General features: G+C 71.1%; 20 protein-coding genes. 11 read left to right on the top strand and 9 right to left on the bottom strand.

Translation table 11 applies throughout. The features are described 5' to 3' along the window. Positions 1-85: 85 nt before the first annotated feature. The gene (locus tag GGQ91_RS26365; RefSeq protein ID WP_043357798.1) at positions 86-508 is read right to left on the bottom strand and encodes a gamma-butyrobetaine hydroxylase family protein; all 423 of its coding nucleotides are present in this window, start codon (positions 506-508) and stop codon (positions 86-88) included. Between the two features lie 81 nt (positions 509-589). Between GGQ91_RS26365 and moaA the strand changes: the two genes are divergently transcribed. Beyond that, positions 590-1642, top strand: a complete 1053-nt coding sequence (gene moaA, locus GGQ91_RS26360) for a GTP 3',8-cyclase MoaA (protein ID WP_182593186.1) — start codon at positions 590-592, stop codon at positions 1640-1642. Positions 1643-1750: 108 nt separating this feature from the next. Here the strand turns inward: moaA and radA are convergent, their stop codons facing one another. Both radA and alr read right to left on the bottom strand, forming a co-directional pair. Then, positions 1751-3187, bottom strand: coding sequence for a DNA repair protein RadA (gene radA, locus GGQ91_RS26355; protein ID WP_043385270.1), 1437 nt, complete (start codon positions 3185-3187; stop codon positions 1751-1753). A gap of 46 nt (positions 3188-3233) precedes the next feature. After that, on the bottom strand, positions 3234-4343 hold the full coding sequence (alr, locus tag GGQ91_RS26350) for an alanine racemase (RefSeq protein WP_078947072.1): 1110 nt from the start codon (positions 4341-4343) through the stop codon (positions 3234-3236). Positions 4344-4606: 263 nt separating this feature from the next. On the opposite strand from alr, the gene GGQ91_RS26345 reads away from it, so the two are divergent. From GGQ91_RS26345 to GGQ91_RS26325, 5 genes are all read left to right on the top strand, one after another. Then, a complete protein-coding gene (locus GGQ91_RS26345; RefSeq protein WP_043357783.1) occupies positions 4607-5215 on the top strand; it encodes a CvpA family protein in 609 nt (202 codons plus the stop codon). Between the two features lie 131 nt (positions 5216-5346). After that, positions 5347-6822 (top strand): amidophosphoribosyltransferase, encoded by a 1476-nt coding sequence (gene purF / locus GGQ91_RS26340; RefSeq protein WP_075381995.1) that lies wholly within the window; start codon positions 5347-5349, stop codon positions 6820-6822. Positions 6823-6887: 65 nt separating this feature from the next. Then, complete coding sequence (locus GGQ91_RS26335) at positions 6888-7637, top strand: SDR family NAD(P)-dependent oxidoreductase (RefSeq protein WP_053609128.1); 750 nt, start codon at positions 6888-6890, stop codon at positions 7635-7637. A gap of 194 nt (positions 7638-7831) precedes the next feature. Then, positions 7832-8242 (top strand): dihydrofolate reductase, encoded by a 411-nt coding sequence (locus tag GGQ91_RS26330; protein ID WP_043385327.1) that lies wholly within the window; start codon positions 7832-7834, stop codon positions 8240-8242. A 61-nt stretch (positions 8243-8303) separates the two neighbouring features. Continuing rightward, a complete protein-coding gene (locus GGQ91_RS26325; protein ID WP_043385278.1) occupies positions 8304-9422 on the top strand; it encodes a carboxylate-amine ligase in 1119 nt (372 codons plus the stop codon). An 85-nt stretch (positions 9423-9507) separates the two neighbouring features. On the opposite strand, the gene der is transcribed toward GGQ91_RS26325, so the two are convergent. The 3 genes from der to GGQ91_RS26310 form a co-directional block, all read right to left on the bottom strand. Beyond that, entirely contained in the window at positions 9508-10863 is a 1356-nt protein-coding gene (gene der / locus GGQ91_RS26320) for a ribosome biogenesis GTPase Der (protein WP_043357773.1), read from the bottom strand. 29 nt (positions 10864-10892) lie between these two features. Next, positions 10893-11603: a tetratricopeptide repeat protein gene (locus tag GGQ91_RS26315; protein WP_043357771.1), complete on the bottom strand. Its 711-nt coding sequence runs from the start codon at positions 11601-11603 to the stop codon at positions 10893-10895. 93 nt (positions 11604-11696) lie between these two features. Next, the gene (locus GGQ91_RS26310) at positions 11697-12305 is read right to left on the bottom strand and encodes an NnrU family protein (RefSeq protein ID WP_182593185.1); all 609 of its coding nucleotides are present in this window, start codon (positions 12303-12305) and stop codon (positions 11697-11699) included. A 369-nt stretch (positions 12306-12674) separates the two neighbouring features. Here GGQ91_RS26310 and GGQ91_RS26305 point away from each other — a divergent pair, with 369 nt between their 5' ends. After that, positions 12675-13841 (top strand): hypothetical protein, encoded by a 1167-nt coding sequence (locus tag GGQ91_RS26305; RefSeq protein WP_107088710.1) that lies wholly within the window; start codon positions 12675-12677, stop codon positions 13839-13841. Positions 13842-13894: 53 nt separating this feature from the next. Then, positions 13895-14521: an MSMEG_1061 family FMN-dependent PPOX-type flavoprotein gene (locus GGQ91_RS26300; protein ID WP_043357765.1), complete on the top strand. Its 627-nt coding sequence runs from the start codon at positions 13895-13897 to the stop codon at positions 14519-14521. On the opposite strand, the gene GGQ91_RS26295 is transcribed toward GGQ91_RS26300, so the two are convergent. After that, positions 14515-14727, bottom strand: coding sequence for a hypothetical protein (locus tag GGQ91_RS26295; RefSeq protein WP_043357763.1), 213 nt, complete (start codon positions 14725-14727; stop codon positions 14515-14517). The genes GGQ91_RS26300 and GGQ91_RS26295 overlap by 7 nt on opposite strands. Positions 14728-14863: 136 nt before the next feature. Here GGQ91_RS26295 and GGQ91_RS26290 point away from each other — a divergent pair, with 136 nt between their 5' ends. The 3 genes from GGQ91_RS26290 (at position 14864) to GGQ91_RS26280 (ending at position 16326) form a co-directional block, all read left to right on the top strand. Continuing rightward, positions 14864-15160, top strand: coding sequence for a hypothetical protein (locus GGQ91_RS26290; RefSeq protein ID WP_051045121.1), 297 nt, complete (start codon positions 14864-14866; stop codon positions 15158-15160). 61 nt (positions 15161-15221) lie between these two features. Continuing rightward, positions 15222-15482: a hypothetical protein gene (locus tag GGQ91_RS26285; RefSeq protein ID WP_043357761.1), complete on the top strand. Its 261-nt coding sequence runs from the start codon at positions 15222-15224 to the stop codon at positions 15480-15482. Between the two features lie 82 nt (positions 15483-15564). Continuing rightward, positions 15565-16326: a lytic transglycosylase domain-containing protein gene (locus GGQ91_RS26280; protein ID WP_182593184.1), complete on the top strand. Its 762-nt coding sequence runs from the start codon at positions 15565-15567 to the stop codon at positions 16324-16326. Positions 16327-16332: 6 nt separating this feature from the next. Here the strand turns inward: GGQ91_RS26280 and GGQ91_RS26275 are convergent, their stop codons facing one another. Together GGQ91_RS26275 and GGQ91_RS26270 are read right to left on the bottom strand one after the other, a co-directional pair. Then, on the bottom strand, positions 16333-16989 hold the full coding sequence (locus tag GGQ91_RS26275) for an SOS response-associated peptidase (protein WP_043357758.1): 657 nt from the start codon (positions 16987-16989) through the stop codon (positions 16333-16335). A 115-nt stretch (positions 16990-17104) separates the two neighbouring features. Continuing rightward, the gene (locus GGQ91_RS26270; RefSeq protein WP_182593183.1) at positions 17105-18280 is read right to left on the bottom strand and encodes a zinc-dependent alcohol dehydrogenase; all 1176 of its coding nucleotides are present in this window, start codon (positions 18278-18280) and stop codon (positions 17105-17107) included. Between the last annotated feature and the right edge of the window lie 18 nt (positions 18281-18298).

Genomic DNA, 18298 nt, shown 5'->3' with positions numbered 1-18298 from the left:
CGGCTTCAGCCGCCGAGCCGCGGCGGCCGGTCGTCGCGGCATCCCGCGCCGGAAACGGTGCGGCGAGCAGCGTCCGCCGCGGCCCTCAATGGCACCCGCACGAACCCGAGCCGCAGCCCCCGCCGGACTTGACCGAAGCCTGCCGCGCCGTGTCGCGGTCGAGGCCGCGCTCGGCGAGTTCGCCGAGATAGGTTGTCCAGCGCGTCTCGTACTCGCGGCCGAGGGTGTGGAGGTAGCCCCAGCCGTAGATGCCGGTGTCGTGCATGTCGTCGAAGCCGAGCTTGACCGCGTAGTTGCCGATCGGCTCCACCGCCAGGATCGCCACGGACCGCTTGCCGCCGATCACCTTGCGCTCCAGCGGCGAGTGGCCCTGCACCTCGGCCGAGGGGCTCGACACGCGCAGGTACTCGGCCGGCAGGGCGAAGCGCGCCCCGTCCTCGAAGGCGACATTGAGCACCCGCCGATCGGCCGACAGGCGGATCTCGGTCGGCCACAGATCCTCGCTCACGGGTCACACTCCTCACGCAATCTGGGGCTGCGGCGCGGGACCTGCTTGCCCGCGACCATCCGGGACATCATATGCCGGACGATGCTCGATGACAGCTCCCTGACGCCGCAGACGTCCGCGGTCGGCGTGCCCGCCGGGCCCGCCCCGCTGATCGACCCGTTCCAGCGGGCGATTTCGTATCTGCGCATCTCGGTGACGGATCGCTGCGATCTGCGCTGCGCCTACTGCATGTCCGAGCACATGCAGTTCCTCCCCAAGCGCGATCTGCTGACCCTGGAGGAGCTGGACCGGCTCTGCGGCGTGTTCATCGCCCGGGGCGTGCGCAAGCTCCGGATCACCGGCGGCGAGCCGTTGATGCGGCGCGACATCATGCACCTGTTCCGCCGCCTCTCGCGCCACCTCGATTCCGGCGCGCTGGAGGAGCTGACGCTGACCACCAACGGCACGCAGCTCACGCGCTACGCGGATGAACTGGCGAGCCTCGGCGTGCGCCGGATCAACGTCTCGCTGGACACCCTCGACCCCGACAAGTTCAGGGAGATCACCCGCCGGGGCGATCTCGCGGTGGTGCTCGACGGCATCGCGGCGGCGCGGGCCGCCGGGATGAAGGTCAAGATCAACGCTGTGGCGCTCCGCGACGTCAACGCCGACGAGATCCCCGACATGATCGCCTGGGCGCACGGCCTCGGCATGGACATGACGCTGATCGAGGTCATGCCGCTCGGCGAGATCGAGGCGGATCGGACCGACCAGTTCCTGCCCCTGTCGGTGGCCCGGCAGCGCCTGGAGACCCGCTACACCCTCACGCCGCTGCCCGACCGCACCGGCGGCCCGGCGCGTTACGTGCGCGTCGAGGAGACCGGCGGGAAGCTCGGCTTCATCACGCCGCTGACCCATAATTTCTGCGAGAGCTGCAACCGGGTGCGCCTGACCTGCACCGGCCAGCTTTACATGTGCCTCGGTCAGGAGGACTCGGCCGATCTGCGGGCGGTGCTGCGCGCCTCCCAGGACGATGCGGTGCTGGCCGCGGCCGTGGTCGAGGCGATCACCCGCAAGCCCAAGGGCCACGACTTCGTCATCGAGCGCCAGCGCCCAGCCGCCGTGCCGCGGCACATGAGCGTGACGGGCGGCTGACAGACCAACCCCGGCGCCACGCGCGCCCTCTCCCGTGTGGGACAGGGAACCCGCGCTCGTCCCTCGAACGGTGTGGAGCCTGCCGGCGCAGGCCGTCGTTCGGCGACCTCACATTTCCTCGTCGGCGTAGCGTGCCTGTTGCCGCCCGCGCTGCCCGGAGCCCTTCCGCGGCGCCCCCGCGCTGATCCCCGCCACCAGATCGGCGATGTGGCGCAGCGTCTCCACCGACAGCGCCTTCTCGCCCTCGCCCCGGCCCTGCGGGATCAAGGCCTTGGCGAAGCCAAGCTTCTGGGCCTCCTTGAGCCGGGATCCGGCCTGGGCGACCGGCCGGATCGCCCCCGACAGGCCGATCTCGCCGAAATACACGGTCTCCGGCGGCAGCACCGCCCCCGACAGGGAGGAGACCAGGGCGGCCGCCACCGCCAGATCCGCCGCGGGCTCGGTGATGCGCAGGCCCCCCGCCACGTTCAGGTAGACGTCGTGGCTCCCGAGCCGGATGCCGCCATGGGCCTCCAGCACGGCGAGCACCATCGACAGCCGGTTCGGGTCCCAGCCGACCACGGCGCGCCGGGGCATGCCGAGTGACGATGGCGCCACCAGCGCCTGGATCTCCACCAGCAGCGGCCGGGTGCCTTCCATCCCTGCGAAGACCGCGGTGCCGGCCGCCTGATGGTCCCGGCCCGCCAGGAACAGGGCCGAGGGATTCGGCACCTCGCTGAGGCCCGCATCGGTCATCTCGAACACGCCGATCTCGTCGGTGGGCCCGAACCGGTTCTTCACGGCGCGCAGGATCCGGAAATGGTGGCCCTGGTCGCCCTCGAAGGACGCGACTGCGTCGACCATGTGCTCCACCACCCGGGGGCCGGCGATCTGCCCGTCCTTGGTGACGTGGCCGACCAGGATCACCGCCGTGCCGGTGGTCTTGGCGAAGCGGATCAGCGCCTGGGCCGAGGAGCGCACCTGGGTCACCGTGCCGGGGGCCGATTCCACCGTCTCGGTCCACATGGTCTGGATCGAGTCGATGATCGCCAGGGCCGGCGGCCGGCCCTGGCTCAGGGTCTCGACTATGTCCTCGACATTGGTCTCGGCGGCGAGCTGCACGGGGAGCGCGCTGAGCCCCAGCCGCTCCGCCCGCAGGCGCACCTGTCCCACCGCCTCCTCGCCCGAGATGTAGGCGACCCGCTCGCCCGTCCCCGCCATGGCGGCGGAGGCCTGCATCAGCAGGGTCGACTTGCCGATGCCGGGATCGCCGCCGAGCAGGATCACCGAGCCGCGCACGAAGCCGCCGCCGGTGACCCGGTCGAGCTCGCCGATCCCCGAGGGGATGCGCGGCGCCTCCTTGGCCTCGCCGGTCAGCCCCTCCAGCGGGAAGACCCGGCCGCGGTTGCGCGACGGCCGGGTCGCCGCCGGCCCGGATTGCCCGGGAGCCGAAGGCGCCTCCTCGACGATCGTGTTCCAGCCGTTGCAGGCCTCGCAGCGCCCGCGCCAGCGGTTGTAGACCGCCCCGCAGGACTGGCAGACGAAGGTCTGATGGATCTTGGCCATTCGAATCCGGGGCGCCGTCGGTCCGGCGGATCAGCGGGGAGGTGCGTCAGCCTACATAATCTCGAACATAACGAGAACCCAGCCCGGTCAGGATCTCGTAGCCGATCGTGCCGGCAGAGCGCCCGACCGCGTCGATTTCGAGGCTGTCGCCGATCAGCACCGCGGTTGCGCCGCGCGTCGCGGCGGGCGCCGCAGTGACGTCGAGGATGATGAGATCCATCGAGACGAGGCCGAGGATCGGGCAGGGCACGCCGCCGACCAGCGCCTGCCCGCGCCCGCTGATCGCCCGCGGGAACCCGTCGGCGTAGCCGAGGGAGAGCGTCGCGAGCCGGCTCGGCCGGGGCGCGGTCCAGCGGCCGTTATAGCCCGCGGTCGCCCCGACTGCGACGTCGCGTACCTGTGCGATCAGCGCCTCCAGCCGCACCACCGGGCGCATCGGGTTGGCGCCCCCCGGAATCGGGTTGCCGCCGAACAGGGCGTAGCCCGGCCGCAGGAGATCGTGCCGGGCCCCGTCGAGGAAGACGCCCGACGAGTTCGCCAGCGAGGCCCGGAGTTGCGGATACGCCGCCCGGACGCGGGCGAAATCGGCGATCTGCCGGGCGTTGACCGGATCCTCCGGCTTCTCGGCGCTGACGAAGTGGCTGAGGAGAAGATCGATCCCGGCCGCGGTGATCCGCCCATCGCCCGCGAGATCGAGCGCCTCCGGCACGGGCAGGCCCAGACGGTTCATGCCGGTATCGACGTGGAGTGCCGCCGGCAGGCGGCCGGACGAGAGCGCCGCCCAGTCCGACAACTCCGCGATGCTGCCCAGCACCGGGCGCAGCTCGTGCGCCGCGAAGGCTTCCGCGGCGCCCGGTGGCAGACCGTTCAGGATGTAGATCGCCGCCTCGGGCAGGGCGGCACGGGCCGCGACCCCCTCCGACAGATGGGCGACGAAGAAGGTCCGGCAGCCGGCGGCCCACAGGGCCGGCCCGACGCGACCGATGCCGCAGCCGTAGGCGTCGGCCTTCACCACTGCGGCGCAGTCGGCGCCCGCGCCGCGGGCCGCCAGGAACCGCCAGTTGGCCACGATCGCCCCGAGGTCGATCGTGAGCCGGGCGCCGTGGGCGCCGATCTCCGTCACAGGTCCGGCCTCGGCCACGCAGACCGCCTCCATCCATTCGCCACCGGGGCTCCGGAAGCACAGACCGGACCCCAGGCCGGACCCATAGCACCGGTACGGCGCCCGGGTGGAGCCGGGCCCTCGGCGCGGCGGCTCGCGCCCTGGTGAACGGCGCGGCTGATGCAAGGACGGCACAGCGCGCGATCAGGCGGGCTCGCGAGGGTGACGGCCGAGATCCGGCTTGGTATAAATCCACCGCGGTCCGGGGGAGCCGCAGGTCGGACACGGCATCCCCGCGGGTACCAAAAAGTTTAACGATGCCGTTTACCGTACTGGATCTCGCCGTGCTCGGCATCGTCGCGGTTTCCGCGCTGCTCGCGGCCGTGCGCGGCGTCACCCGCGAGGTGCTGGCGATCGTCGCCTGGGTTGCCGCCGCCGCGGTCGCCTGGACGCTCCATCCGATGCTGCTGCCGACCGTGAAGCAGCACGTGAACAGCGACACCGTCGCGCTGGTCGCCTCGATCGCGGCGATCTTCCTCGGCACCCTGATCATCGTGTCGATCATCACGGTCAAGATTTCCGACGTGGTGCTCGATTCGCGGATCGGCGCTGTCGACCGTTCCCTCGGCTTCCTGTTCGGCGCGGCCCGCGGCTTCCTGATCTGCGTGATCGGCTGGGTGTTCCTGTCCTGGCTGGTCCAGGGCAAGGTGCCGGACTGGGCCGCCCAGGCCCGCACGCGCCCGATGCTGGAGAAGTCCGGCGACGCCCTCGTGGCGCAGCTGCCCGAGAATCCGGAAGGCTTCCTCAAGCAGTTCAAGAAGCCGAAGGTCGCCACGCCGCCCAATGAGGCGGCCGACGCCCCGGCCGAGACCGACGCGGCGCCCCAGCGCCGGACCGAGACCGCGCCGACCCCGACGCGACGCTGATCTGCGGTATTCGCCGTAGGACTCGTCGTGCGGAACGCCTAGATAGCGGTTCCGGTGGTGCACGGATTGCTTCCGCGACGACCGGCGCGTCGGCCCTTCGCCGCCGGGATCTGTGAGTGATCGACCGCCTCATGTCACACGCCGCCGCCTCCACCGACGCTTTCAATTTCGATCTCGATGGCGACACGCTCCGGGAGGAGTGCGGCGTCTTCGGCATCTTCGGCCATCCGGAGGCCTCGGCCATCGTCGCGCTGGGGCTGCACGCCCTTCAGCACCGCGGCCAGGAGGCGGCCGGCATCGTCTCCTTCGACGGTTCGGTGTTCCACTCCGAGCGGCGCCCCGGCCTCGTGGGTGATTCCTTCTCGGACGGCGACACCATCGCCCGCCTGAAGGGCCGCGCCGCCATCGGGCACGTGCGCTACTCGACCACCGGCGGGACGATCCTGCGCAACGTCCAGCCGCTCTTCGCGGAGCTCGCCAGCGGCGGGCTGGCAGTCGCCCATAACGGCAATCTCACCAACGCCCTGTCGATCCGACGCGACCTCGTCCGCGACGGTGCGATCACCCAGTCGACCTCCGACACCGAGGTGATCCTCCACCTCGCGGCCCGCTCCCGGAAGCCGCGGATCATCGAACGCTTCATCGACGCCCTGCAGGCGATCCAGGGGGCCTACGCGATCGTGGCGCTCACCAACAAGAAGTTGATCGGTGCCCGCGACCCGCTGGGCATCCGCCCGCTGGTGCTGGGCGAGCTGGACGGCCGCTACATGCTGGCCTCCGAGACCTGCGCACTGGACATCATCGGCGCCCGGTTCGTCCGCGACATCGAGAACGGCGAGATCGTGGTGATCTCCGAGGAGGGGATCGAGTCGATCCGCTTCGCCGACGCCGTGCCGATGCGGCCCTGCATCTTCGAGTACATCTACTTCGCCCGGCCGGACTCGGTGGTGAACGGCAAGAGCGTCTACGGGGTGCGCAAGGCGATCGGCCGCGAACTGGCCCGCGAAGCCGCCGTCAGGGCCGACATCGTTGTGCCGGTGCCGGATTCCGGCGTCCCGGCGGCGCTTGGCTTCTCGCAGGAGACCGGGATTCCCTTCGAGATGGGGATCATCCGCAACCATTATGTCGGGCGGACCTTCATCCAGCCGACCCAGTCGGTGCGCGAACTCGGCGTGCGGATGAAGCACTCGGCCAACCGCGCGGCGATCGAGGGCAAGAGCATCGTCCTCGTGGACGACAGCCTCGTGCGCGGCACGACCTCGGTGAAGATCGTCCGGATGATGCGCGAGGCTGGGGCCGCCGAGGTGCATTTCCGGATCGCCTCGCCGCCGATCACCTACCCGGATTTCTACGGGATCGACACGCCCGAGCGGGAGAAGCTGCTCGCCGCGACCCACGATCTCGAGGCGATGCGCAAGTATATCGGCGCGGATTCGCTCGCCTTCCTGTCGATCCCCGGCCTGTACCGGGCAATGGGCGAGGAGGCCCGGAACGCCGCTTGCCCGCAATACACCGACCATTGCTTCACGGGCGACTACCCGACCGGCCTCACGGACCTCTCCATCGCCGGCCCGAAGCGCTTCGCCATGCTGGCCGAGGCGGATTGACGGATCTGCGGATTCCGTGCGCGGACGGGCATCCCCCGCGGGCGGAAATGCGCTAGGTCCTCTCCATGGCTGAGTCTCAGAAACCCCTGGAAGGCCGCGTCGCGGTCGTCACCGGCGCGTCCCGCGGCATCGGGCGCGCTGCCGCCCTGGCGCTCGCCGGCGCCGGCGCCCACGTGATTGCGGTGGCGCGCACCGTCGGCGCCCTGGAAGAGCTGGACGACGGCGTGCGGGCGGCCGGCTCCAGCGCCACCCTCGTGCCGTTCGACCTCGCCGATTACGACGCGATCGACCGCCTCGGCGCGGCGATCAACGAGCGCTGGAAGCGCCTCGACATCCTGATCGCCAATGCCGGCATCCTCGGCGCGCTCATGCCCATCGGCCACATCACCCCGAAGATCTGGGGGCAGGTGATGGACGTGAACGTCACCGCCAACTGGCGCCTGATCCGCTCCCTCGATCCGCTGCTGCGCATGTCGGATGCCGGGCGGGCGATCTTCGTCTCCTCGGGGGCGGCCTCGAAGTGCCGGCCCTACTGGGGACCCTACTCGGTGTCGAAGGCGGCACTGGAGGCCCTGGTGCGGACTTACGCGGCCGAGAACGAGAGCACGGCGATCCGGGCCATGCTGCTCAATCCCGGACCCTTGCGGACCGGCATGCGCCGCTCGGCCATGCCCGGGGAGGACCCCGAGACCCTCAAGACGCCCGAGGACCTCGCCCCCCATTTCGTGCGGCTCGCCGCGCCGGACTGGGCCGAGACCGGCAAGCTCTACGATTTCCCCACCGACCGGGTGCTGAGTTTCCGCGCACCTGAATGAGCCGGTACCCTGTTATTCGAACACGCACCCCACCGCCTCCCTCATCCTGAGGTCCCGGAGCGCAGCGGAGGCCTCGAAGGCGGGCTCCACAGGTCGCGCGATCCCTGGACCCCGCCTGCGAGGCCCGCTCGCGCGGGCACCTCAGGATGAGGGGGGATGGGGGAGGCCTGATCTTCCTGTCTGAGTTGCTTCCCATGATCGACGTCCGCTGCATCTGTGCGATCGGCCTGCGCGGCCAGCTCGGCCTCAACGGCCAGCTGCCCTGGGAGGGCAACACCGATCCGCTGTTCGTGGAGGACGTGACGCGTTTCTTCGCGCTGACCATGGGCCATGTCCTGATCGCCGGGCCGAAGACGGTGGCCTCGGTGCCCGAATTCGCTTTCAAGGATCGCACCATCGACGTGATCCGCAGCCACGAGGATCCGGAGGCGGTGCTCAAGCGCTATCCCGGCCGGCGGATCTTCGTCGGCGGCGGGATCGCGGTGTGGAACGTCTACGCCAAGTACATCCAGAACTGGGACATCACCCGCCTGCCCTACGACGGCGAGGCCGACCGCTGGTTCGATCCCGCCTGGCTGGTGGGCGGACCGCTGCGCGCGGCTTGAACGGCACCTTCCCGTGAGCCGGCGCGTTGGCCGCGCACGCGTCGCGTTTCCGGAGGCCACGATGAGCGCCCACAGCTACCGCTTCGGCATCGAGGAGGAATACTTCCTGGCCGATGCCGAGACCCGTGGGACACCGCGCGGCGACCTCGCCGCCTTCCACGCGCGGGTGAAGGCGGAACTCCCCGAGACGGGACGCGAATTGGTCGCCGCACAGGTCGAAGTCTGCACCCCGCCGCTCACCGACGCGAGCGCCGCCCGGGCGAATCTCGGCGGCCAGCGGGCCCGGCTCGCCGGCATCGCCGCGGAGAATGGGCTGGCGCTCCTCGCCTGCGGCACGCATCCCCTCGCGCGCTGGTCGCGCCAGACCGCCACGGACGGCGAACGCTACAAGGGCATCCTGTCGGATGTCGGCATCGCCGCCCGGCGGGCCCTGATCTGCGGGATGCATGTCCATGTCGAGGTGCCGGACCCGGAGGCCCGCATCGATCTCATGAACCGGCTGCTGCCGTTCCAGCCGCTGCTGCTCGCCCTCTCGGCCTCCTCGCCGTTTTGGCAGGGCGAGGCGACGGGGCTCAAGGCGTACCGGCTCAGCGTCTTCGGCGAGCTGCCCCGCACCGGCCTGCCGGAGCTTTTTTCCGATGCCGCCGCCCATGCGCGGTTCGTCGCCATCATGACCCGCTCGGGCGCCATCGCCGATGCGAGCTTCCTGTGGTGGTCGCTGCGCCCCTCGATCAAGTTCCCGACGCTGGAATTGCGCATCGCCGATGCCTGCACGCGGCTCGACGATTCGCTGTGCGTCGCCGCCCTGTTCCGCTGCCTCGTGCGCCTGTGCGTGCGCCGGCCCGACCTCCATGCCGATCTCGACGGCGTCTCGCGGGCGCTGGCCTCCGAGAACCTCTGGCGCGCCCAGCATAGCGGCGTGGCCGCGGCGCTGATCGACGAGGCGCGGGGCGACGCCGTGCCGTTCCCGGAGGCCTTGGAGGCGGTGCTCGCCCTCGTGGCCGAGGATGCGGACGCCCTCGGCTGTGCAGCGGACGTGGCCCGGGCCCGGTCGATCGTGGCCGAGGGGACCAGCGCGGACGGGCAGATCGCGGCTTTCGAGGCCGCGCTGTCCGAGGGCAAGGACGAGCGCTCCGCGCTGGCGGCGGCGGTGGACTGGATCGCCGACGCGGCGCGGTAGAGCGGGTCCCGTCCGCCCGCCGCATCCTGAGGTGCGGGAATGCAACGCAGGCCTCGACGGGGACCCCCGCCCGGCCGCGGCTGGATCAGCCCTTGTCGAACGGATTCTGCGAGGTCCGCAAGCTCAGGCGGATCGGTGTGCCCGGCAGGTCGAAGGCCTCGCGCAGGCCGTTCACGAGGTAGCGCGTGTAGGATTTCGGCAGGGCGTTGAGCTGGTTGCCGAACAGCGCGAAATGCGGCGGCCGGCTCTTCACCTGCGTGGCGTAGCGGATCTTGATCCGCCGGCCCGACACCGCCGGCGGCGGGTTGCGGGACGTCGCCTCGTTCAGCCAGTCGTTGATGCGCGAGGTCGAGATCCGCCGGTCCCAGACCTCGGAGGCCTGCACCACCGCCTGCATCAGCTTGTCGACGCCGTCGCCGGCCAGCCCCGAGAGCGGCACGACCGCGACGCCGCGCACCTGCGGCAGCAGCCGGGTGCAATCCTCGCGCAACTGCTTCAGCAGGCCCGGCTGGTCGGCCACGAGGTCCCACTTGTTGAGGCCGATCACCAGGGCGCGGCCCTCGCTCTCGACGAGGTCGACGATGGTGAGATCCTGCTTCTCGAAGGGGATCGTGGCATCGAGGAGCACCACCACCACCTCGGCGAAGCGCACGGCGCGCAACCCGTCCGAGACCGCGAGTTTCTCCAGCTTGTCGTCGATCCGGGCGCGGCGGCGCATCCCGGCGGTGTCGTGCAGCTTGATCCGCCGCCCGCGCCATTCCCAATCGAGGGAGATCGAGTCGCGGGTGATGCCGGCCTCGGGGCCGACGAGCAGCCGGTCCTCGCCGAGCATCCGGTTGATCAGCGTCGACTTGCCGGCATTCGGGCGACCGACAATGGCGACCTTGAGAGACCGGCCGCCAGGGGCGTCCGCGTCGTCCTCCTCGTCCTCGTCCTCGTCGCGCTGGGGCAGAGCGCCCTTGAGCGCCTCGTGCAGCTCGCCCAGGCCCTCGCCATGCTCGGCGGAGAACGGGATCGGGTCGCCGAGCCCGAGGGTGAAGGCCTCGTAGGCCCCGGCGAGGCCGGCCCCGCCCTCGGCCTTGTTGGCGATCAGGATCACCGGGCAGCCGGCCCGGCGCACCAGTTCGGCGAAGGGCTGGTCGGCCGGCAGCACGCCGGCGCGGGCGTCGATCACGAACAGCACCACGTCGGCGGCGAGGATCGCCGCCTCGGTCTGCATCCGCATCCGGCCCGTGAGGGTCGCGGCGTCGGCCTCCTCCAGGCCGGCGGTGTCGATCACCCGGAATTGGAGGCCGCCGAAGGTGACGTCGCCCTCGCGCCGGTCGCGGGTGACGCCCGGGCGGTCGTCGACCAGCGCGAGCTTCTTGCCCACGAGGCGGTTGAACAGGGTCGACTTGCCGACGTTCGGCCTCCCGACGATCGCGACGGTCGGCATATCCATGGTGGTTCTCGAAACAGTCCGAACAGAAATCAGCGCGTGATCGGCGGGGGCGGGGCAGCGGGCTCGGGCTTGGCCTCGGTCACCGTCACGGGGCCGCCCGCGACGATCGCCGCGTAGACCTCGATCCGATCCCGCAGGTTCCGCGGGGTATCAGGATCGGCCACGATCTGGTCGAACCAGCGTCCGGCCTCCTCGTAATCGCCCTTCTTCAAGGCGGCGAGGCCCAGCATCTCCCGGGCGGTGTGGCGGAACGGGGTGCCGGCGGCCAGGCCCTGGAGGTTGGCCAGCGCCGGATCCGGGTTCGGCCCGTCGAGGCGCAGCAGGGCCGCGCGCAGGCGCGCGAGGTCGCGCAGGCCGTCGCCCAGGCCGGTATCGTCGGCGAGCTTGTCGAACTCCGCGGCGCCTGCCGCGGCGTCGCGCTTGCCGGTCTCGGCCGCCGCCCGGAACCGGGCGAGCAGGCGGTAGCCCGCCGGGCCCTGCGCCTCCAGGGCGTCGAAGGCCTTGTCGGCCTCCGCGACCTTGCCGTCCTTGGCGAGGCGGTTGGCGTCGTCGAACTGCACCGAGGCCACCTCGGCCGCCGCGCGCTGCTGGGCCTGCCAGTAGCGCCAGCCCGCGACGCCCGCCACCACGAGCACGGCGAGCGCGATGATCACGCCGCTGTAGCGCTTCCAGATCTGAAGGATCCGGTCGCGGCGGTAATCCTCGTCGACCTCGCGAAGGAACTCGTTGTTCTCGGCCATTCTATCCCGGCCCGCATGATTTCAGCGGACCACCTCGTCTCGTTCGGGCCCCGCGCCTAACACACGGGCGCGGGGTTGGCGACAGGCAGTGTCTCAGGCGGCGCCCGGCCAGACCGGCACGCCGATCACCGGATAGTGCAAATAGCGGGCGAAAACGAACCACGCGGCCGTCCCGATCACCAGAGCCAGGATGTCGTTGCGCCAGCCCTGCGGGGCCACCGCCGGCCCGCCATGCTGAGCCGCGACCGCCCCCGGGGCGAGAGCCCGGCGCTTGGCGCTGATCCGCGCCGCCACCGCCCAGGCGAGGAAGCCGCCGAACAGCAGCATCGAGCCGAGATCGCCGTTGGCCAGGAGGTGCGCGGTGGCCCAGATCTTCACGGCGAGCAGCATCGGGTGCTTGGCCTTGGCGCGGATATGGCCCGGCAGGTAGGCGGCGGCGAGGCACACGAAGGCGAGCCAGACCAGCGTCAGGGCGAGGTGGCGCGTCCAGACCGGCGGATCCCAGACCGGGATGTAGCCGGCGAGGCGGTAATCGTGGAAGCCGATGCCGATCAGCACCAGCCCGAGCAGCGACAGGGCGATGTAGCCGAGCTTGTAGCGGCCCTCGCCGATCCGGTTGACGATCGCGGCGCGCCGGGTGCGGGCCATCGAGAAGGCATGCGTGCCGAGAAACAGCACCAGCCCGAGGATCAGGAGAACCATAGGAGACTTTCAGTCGGGCCGCACGGCCGGCGGCAAGCACTCTGTAATGGTTCTCAAGCGAATCTCCGCCTGTTTGTCCAGGCGCGGCCGGGACGCAGCCGGATGGCGACCATGGGCTGGGCGGATCGGGTGTCCGGGATGCGACGCGGCGGTACCACGCTGCGATCGCGCGGGTTTGAGCAGCCGGCGCCGCGCAGTCTCCCTCCCTCCTCTGCGGGGGAGGGCGTCACGGTTGTCAGCCCGGGTCGGGCGAGGGGAGCCCCGTTTCCGGAGGGACCGCCACCTGCGCTGAAGCCCGCACCGTCGCGCCGCCGCGCTCCCCGCCCGCTTCACAGAAAACCCTCCCCCGCAGAAGGGTGTGGGAGGGCGGTGCGCCTTGGGCGCGTGGCGCTGCTGGTCCTGATCCCCTTCGCAACCCCCGCCTCCGCCGATCCCCCGCTCTCGGCCCTGACCCTGGTCGGGCCGCCGACGGAGATCTTCAAGGCCGGCCGCGATGCCTGCGACGGCGCCGACGTCCCCGACGCGCCGGCCCGCGCCTTCCGCGACGCCGCGGGCGCGGTGGCGCTCTACGGGATGCATTACCGCAACCGGGCGCTGCGCGGCCCGGATCTCGGCCAGCTCAAGCTCGACTGCACGGTGGTGCTCGATTCGGGTGAGAAATCCGATCCTGCGGCCTACGACGACCGCTCCTGGATCACCGCCACCTGGACCGAGGACGGCGCCCGCGTGGCCGCACTCCTCCACCACGAGTACCAAGCCAACGAGCATCCGGGCCGCTGTCCGGCGGCCACCTACATGGCCTGCTGGTACAACACGATCACGGCCGCCACCTCGACGGATGGCGGCCGCAGCTTCAAGCGGCAGAGTCCGCCCGTGGTGGTCGCCGGAGCCCCATTCCGGCAGGAGATCGACCAGGGCCGCCACCGCGGCTTCTTCAATCCGTCGAACATCGTCGCGGACGGGAGATGGCGGTACTTCCTCGCCTCGACCACCGGTTGGACCCTGCCCGGCAGCGACCAGGAATCCGGGATCTGCCTGTTCCGCAGCGACGATCCGGCCGATCCGACGCGCTGGCGCGCCTGGACCGGCACCGGTTTCACCGCCGCCTTCCCGGACCCCTACCGCGCCGCCCGCCCGAACACGGCGACCTGCCGGCCGGTCGGGCCGTTCCCGGGCCCGGTCGGGGCCGTCGTCCGGCACCGCGGCTCGGGCGCCTGGATCGCCGTGTTCATGGCCAAGGCGGCCGAGGGTTACCCGCAATCCGGCTTCTACTGGACCACCTCCCGCGACCTGATCACCTGGGACAGCCCGCGCCTGCTCCTCGCGGGCGCAACCCTCTACGACGACCCGTGCGCGGCCACGGCGCCGCTCATCGCGTATCCGTCGCTGCTCGATCCGGACGCGCGGGGCCGCAATTTCGACGATGTCGGAGACCGGGCGCTGCTCACTTATGCGCGCCTGCGCACGGAGGGCTGCACGATCACCTCCGACCGGGACCTGCTGCGCCGCCCGGTGGCGATCCACGTCTGGCCCTGATCGCGCTTGACCGGGATGCGGCCGCCGCGCCACTCAGGGCCTGAGAGGTTCGCATGGACGCGCAAGCCGATACGCCGATTCGCGATGCCGCCGCGCTGCGCGGGCAGTTCGGGCCCGTCGGACCGCTCGCCGCCCGCAAGGTGCTCGACCACATCGACGATTACGGCCGCCGCTTCATCGCTCTCGCGCCGTTCCTGGTGGTGGCGAGCGCGGACAAGGCCGGCCATGTCGACGCCAGTCCCCGGGGCGATGCGCCGGGCTTCGTCGCCGTTGCGGATTCCCGGACCCTGGTGATCCCGGACCGGCGCGGCAACAACCGCATCGACACGTTCCTCAATCTGCTCGAGAGCCCGGGCGTCGGGCTGATCTTCCTCGTGCCGGGGATCGACGAGACCTTCCGGGTGAACGGCACCGCCGCGCTGACGCAGGACGCCGCGCTGCTCGAGCCCATGCGCGCCCAGGGCAAGGTGCCGGCCGCCGGGCTCGTCGTGCAGGTGCGCGAGGCGTTTTTCCATTGCGGCAAGGCGATGATCCGCTCCGGGCTCTGGGATCCGGCGCGTCATGTCGCGCGCGACACCTTCCCGAGCCTGGGACGCATCCTGTCCGATCAGACTGCGGCCGCCGACGTGGCGGAGGCCGAGGCCACCATCGCCGACGCCTATCGGACGCGGCTCTACTGACCGGATTGGCCGAGCGCTCGTGCGTCGGATGCGACGGAGCGCACCGGCTGGCCGATCCGCTGGCAGACCACCGTGCCGAGGGTCACGCTCAGCATCAGGGCGGTGCCCGAGAGCAGCATCGTGGTTGCCCGGGCATAGGCACGGCCGACATGGATCAGCAGGCAGCCGGATGCGAAGATCGCGAAGGCCGGGAGCAGATGCTGCACGGGCGACGTCCTCTCTGGCTGCGGACGGACTGTCCGGGGTGCGGGGACCGAGGACCATCGTCAGCGCGCGGCGTGAAAACGCGGTTAATGTCGCGTATAGCTGTCGTCGGAGTGGACCGGCCGGAGAGGATCCCGCATGCCGCATTCGAGGGTTCCGGAGGCCGAGATCGGGACGGTCGGGACGGCGTCGGCCGACCCCCGCGACACGGCGCTTCTGGGCGCGGGTGCCATCGGCGCCGGGACGGTCGGGGCGTCAGCGCTGGGTGCGCTGGCCCTCGGGGCCGCGGCGCTCGGCGTCGTCGCGGTGGGCGCCTTCGTGATCGGACGCCTTTCGGTGGGGCGGGCCCGGGTCGGCTCCCTGGAGATCGGCGCGCTGGAGATCGACACGCTCACGGTGCGGTCTCTGCGGATGCCCGACCGGGATCCGGGTTGAGACACGGTATGAGTCTCCGGGCGGCCCATCGGCGCCGCGCGGATAGCGAGGAGGGGGAGCGATGACCGATCGGAAGCCGCCCTTTCGGCCCGCGGATGCGGTCGATGTCCTCGGTGAGGTCGAGGGTGATTTCGTCCTGCCGCTCTGCCTGCCGGGATCCAACCTGCTGATCGGCGAGGATCTCGCCATGCTGGTCCTCAGCACGATCCACGGGCAGCGGGTCGGCCTGCCGCTCAGCCCCCAGGGCGTTGCCGACCTTCACACGGTCCTGGGAGAGGCCCTGCGGCTGCTGCAAGCGCGCGAGCGCGGGCCGGTGCAGTAGCTTCGGCCCGTCGCCGGGGCGGCGAAAGGCTTCGTTGAGGCGGCCGGGATAGACAGGTTCCGGACCCTCTCCGTGGCGGCCGATGCGCGCTCCGTTGCTTCTCCTGCTGCTGACCTGCGCGGCCCCCGCGCAGGCCCGGCCCGCGACCTTTCTGGCGGTGCATGCGCTCGGCATGGCGTCCCTGCCGCCGGTTCCCCCGGTTGCCGCGCCGGCGCCGGCCGTCGCCGATGCGCGAGCCCGCTTCCTGCCGCTCATCGCCCGCGAGGCCGCCGGCACCGGCCTGCCGCTCGCGGTCGCCGACGCCGTCGCGCGGATCGAGAGCGGCTACGATCCCACCGTGGTCGGCAGCGTCGGCGAGGTCGGTCTGATGCAGGTCCGGCCCACCACCGCGGCGATGCTCGGCTTCCGGGGCACCGTCGCAGAGCTGGCGGCCCCGGAGATCAACGTTCGCTACGGCGTACGCTATCTCGCCGAAGCCTGGCGCCGGGCCGACGGCGACCTCTGCCGCGCCCTTATGAAGTACCGGGCGGGACACGGGTCGGAGGTGATCTCGCCCCTGTCGCAGCTCTACTGCGCCCACGCCCAGGCGATCCTGGCCGATCCCGAAGCGCGCCTCGTCCGGGCAAGCGCCCGCCCAGCCGTCCCGTTCCGCCTCGCCGACAAGCAGGGGCGCCCCGTCCACCGGACGCGCGCGGTCGCCGAGCCGACGACGCCGCTCTCGTTCTGGGAGGCGCACCGGGCACGGATCGCCCGGCTCAACGCCGCCGTGCTGGCGCGCTGGCGGGCCCGCGGCGTGACGGCCGCCCCCACAGGCCATCCCTCCGGCGAGCCGGCGGGCGGGTAGGGCGGATCAGTCCTCGGCCCCGTCCGACCGCGCCCCCCGGGCGACCTCGCGCATGGCGGCATCCGGCAACGGGCGCTGGAGCCGGAGCGCCTCCGCGGTGGGCGCCTCGAGCCAGGTCGCCCATTCCTCCGGTTGCGTGAGCAGCACCGGCATCGCCTTGGGATGGACCGGCCCGACGACGCCGTTCGCCTCCGTGGTCAGGAAGGCGAACAGCCGGTGCTCCGCGGCGACCCGGTCCGGGTTCTCGCGCTTCGTCCCCCGTACGCCCGTCCAGGGCCGCCAGATCCCCGCGAAGGCGAAGAGCGGCCGATCCTCGTCGAGGGCGAACCAGACCGGCGTCTTGCGCGGCTTGGTGTCGGCGTACTCGCTGAAGGCGGTGACCGGCACGAGGCAGCGATGGGCGACCCCGAGCCAGGGTCGCCAGTGCGGGCTCGCGACGTTGCGCACGTTGGTGATCGGATGCTCGCCGAACGCCTTCGGCCCCGGCATGCCCCAGCGCATCATCGCGAGGTCCCGTCCGGCGGTGCCGTTCAGGACCACCGGCGCCAGCTGGTCGGGAAAGATAGCCGGCAACGGCGGAAGGTTTCCGGTGCGGTCCTCCGCGATCGCGAAGGCCCGGCGCAGATCCGCGGGGCCGGTCCGCAGGCTGTAGAGGTTGCACATGGGCGTCCCGGGCGGTTGGTGGGCACGGTGCCGGCTCTACACGCTTCCGGGATACCGCGCCCAGCCAGGCATACGGGGATACGCCCCAGCCTATCGGCGGCCGGAGCGCGCCGCCTCAGTTCAGGTGGAACACCACCTTCACGCAGCCGTCCTTCTTGTCGCGGAAGGCCTTGTAGAGGTCCGGCCCGTCCGCGAGGTCGTGCGAGCGGTGGGTGATCAGGGAGGTCATGTCGATCTTGCCCTCTTGGATCAGCTTTGTCAGCGGCTCGAGATAGCGCTTCACATGGGTCTGGCCGCTCTTGAGGGTCAGGCCCTTCTGGACGATCGAGCCCATGTTGACGGGGATCGGTCCGCCATAGACGCCGGGCACCGAGACGATCCCACAGGGCCGGACCGCCTTGATGGCTTCGGCCAGCGCGTAGGGCCGCTCGGTGGCGGTCAGCTTCTCCTGGACGGCGGAGAGCACGCCGGTGAGGCCGCCATGGCCGGCACTCGCCTCCATGCCGACGCAGTCGATCACGCCGTCGGCACCCTGGCCCTTGGTGATCTCCTTGATCCGCTCGAACACGTCCTCGTTCATGAAGTCGATGATGTCGGTGGCGCCGGCCTTCCGGGCGAGGGCGATGCGCTCGGGCACGGTCTCGATGGCGATGATCCGCTCGGCCCCCATGATCTTCGCCGACTGGATCGCGAAGATGCCGACCGGGCCGGCGCCCCAGACCGCGATCGTCTCGCCGCCCTGGATCTCGCAATGCTCCGCGCCCTGCCAGCCGGTGGGCAGGATATCGGTGAGGAACAGGACGGATTCGTCGTCCATGCCCTCCGGCACCTTCATGGGCGCGACGTCGGCCATCGGCACACGGACATACTCGGCCTGGCCACCGGCATAGCCGCCGGTTAGGTGCGAGTATCCGAACAGGCCGGCCGTCGTGTAGCCGAACTGCGCGGCCGCCATCTCGGCGTTGCGGTTGGAGCGCTCGCAGACCGAGTAATTGCCGAGCTTGCACTGGCGGCATGCGCCGCAGTTGATGTTGAAGGGCACGACGATCCGGTCGCCCTTTTTGAACTTGGTGAAGCCGGTCCCGACCTCCACGACCTCGCCCATGAATTCGTGGCCGAGGACGTCGCCGCTCTTCATGGTCGGCATCTGGCCGTCCATCAGGTGCAGGTCCGAGCCGCAGATCGCGCAGCTCGTGACCTTGATGATCACGTCGCGGGAATCCTCGATGACCGGGTCCGGGACCGTGTCGCAGCGGATGTCGTTGCGGCCGTGCCAGCACAGTGCCTTCATCGCGAGGATCTCCGGAGA

The sequence above is a fragment of the Methylobacterium fujisawaense genome (assembly GCF_014138435.1).
Taxonomy (GTDB): domain Bacteria; phylum Pseudomonadota; class Alphaproteobacteria; order Rhizobiales; family Beijerinckiaceae; genus Methylobacterium; species Methylobacterium fujisawaense.
Note: the sequence above shows the minus strand (reverse complement) of the source record. Positions and strands in the feature narration are given on the sequence as shown.

Excerpts from the sequence above, each read along its gene's own strand:
- moaA (WP_182593186.1), top strand. The coding sequence starts at position 590 with ATGCTCGATGACAGCTCCCTGACGCCGCAGACGTCCGCGGTCGGCGTG.
- radA (WP_043385270.1), bottom strand. The coding sequence starts at position 3,187 with ATGGCCAAGATCCATCAGACCTTCGTCTGCCAGTCCTGCGGGGCGGTC.
- alr (WP_078947072.1), bottom strand. The coding sequence starts at position 4,343 with ATGGAGGCGGTCTGCGTGGCCGAGGCCGGACCTGTGACGGAGATCGGC.
- GGQ91_RS26345 (WP_043357783.1), top strand. The coding sequence starts at position 4,607 with ATGCCGTTTACCGTACTGGATCTCGCCGTGCTCGGCATCGTCGCGGTT.
- purF (WP_075381995.1), top strand. The coding sequence starts at position 5,347 with ATGTCACACGCCGCCGCCTCCACCGACGCTTTCAATTTCGATCTCGAT.
- GGQ91_RS26335 (WP_053609128.1), top strand. The coding sequence starts at position 6,888 with ATGGCTGAGTCTCAGAAACCCCTGGAAGGCCGCGTCGCGGTCGTCACC.
- GGQ91_RS26330 (WP_043385327.1), top strand. The coding sequence starts at position 7,832 with ATGATCGACGTCCGCTGCATCTGTGCGATCGGCCTGCGCGGCCAGCTC.
- GGQ91_RS26325 (WP_043385278.1), top strand. The coding sequence starts at position 8,304 with ATGAGCGCCCACAGCTACCGCTTCGGCATCGAGGAGGAATACTTCCTG.
- der (WP_043357773.1), bottom strand. The coding sequence starts at position 10,863 with ATGGATATGCCGACCGTCGCGATCGTCGGGAGGCCGAACGTCGGCAAG.
- GGQ91_RS26315 (WP_043357771.1), bottom strand. The coding sequence starts at position 11,603 with ATGGCCGAGAACAACGAGTTCCTTCGCGAGGTCGACGAGGATTACCGC.
- GGQ91_RS26310 (WP_182593185.1), bottom strand. The coding sequence starts at position 12,305 with ATGGTTCTCCTGATCCTCGGGCTGGTGCTGTTTCTCGGCACGCATGCC.
- GGQ91_RS26300 (WP_043357765.1), top strand. The coding sequence starts at position 13,895 with ATGGACGCGCAAGCCGATACGCCGATTCGCGATGCCGCCGCGCTGCGC.
- GGQ91_RS26290 (WP_051045121.1), top strand. The coding sequence starts at position 14,864 with ATGCCGCATTCGAGGGTTCCGGAGGCCGAGATCGGGACGGTCGGGACG.
- GGQ91_RS26285 (WP_043357761.1), top strand. The coding sequence starts at position 15,222 with ATGACCGATCGGAAGCCGCCCTTTCGGCCCGCGGATGCGGTCGATGTC.
- GGQ91_RS26280 (WP_182593184.1), top strand. The coding sequence starts at position 15,565 with ATGCGCGCTCCGTTGCTTCTCCTGCTGCTGACCTGCGCGGCCCCCGCG.
- GGQ91_RS26275 (WP_043357758.1), bottom strand. The coding sequence starts at position 16,989 with ATGTGCAACCTCTACAGCCTGCGGACCGGCCCCGCGGATCTGCGCCGG.
- GGQ91_RS26270 (WP_182593183.1), bottom strand. The coding sequence starts at position 18,280 with ATGAAGGCACTGTGCTGGCACGGCCGCAACGACATCCGCTGCGACACG.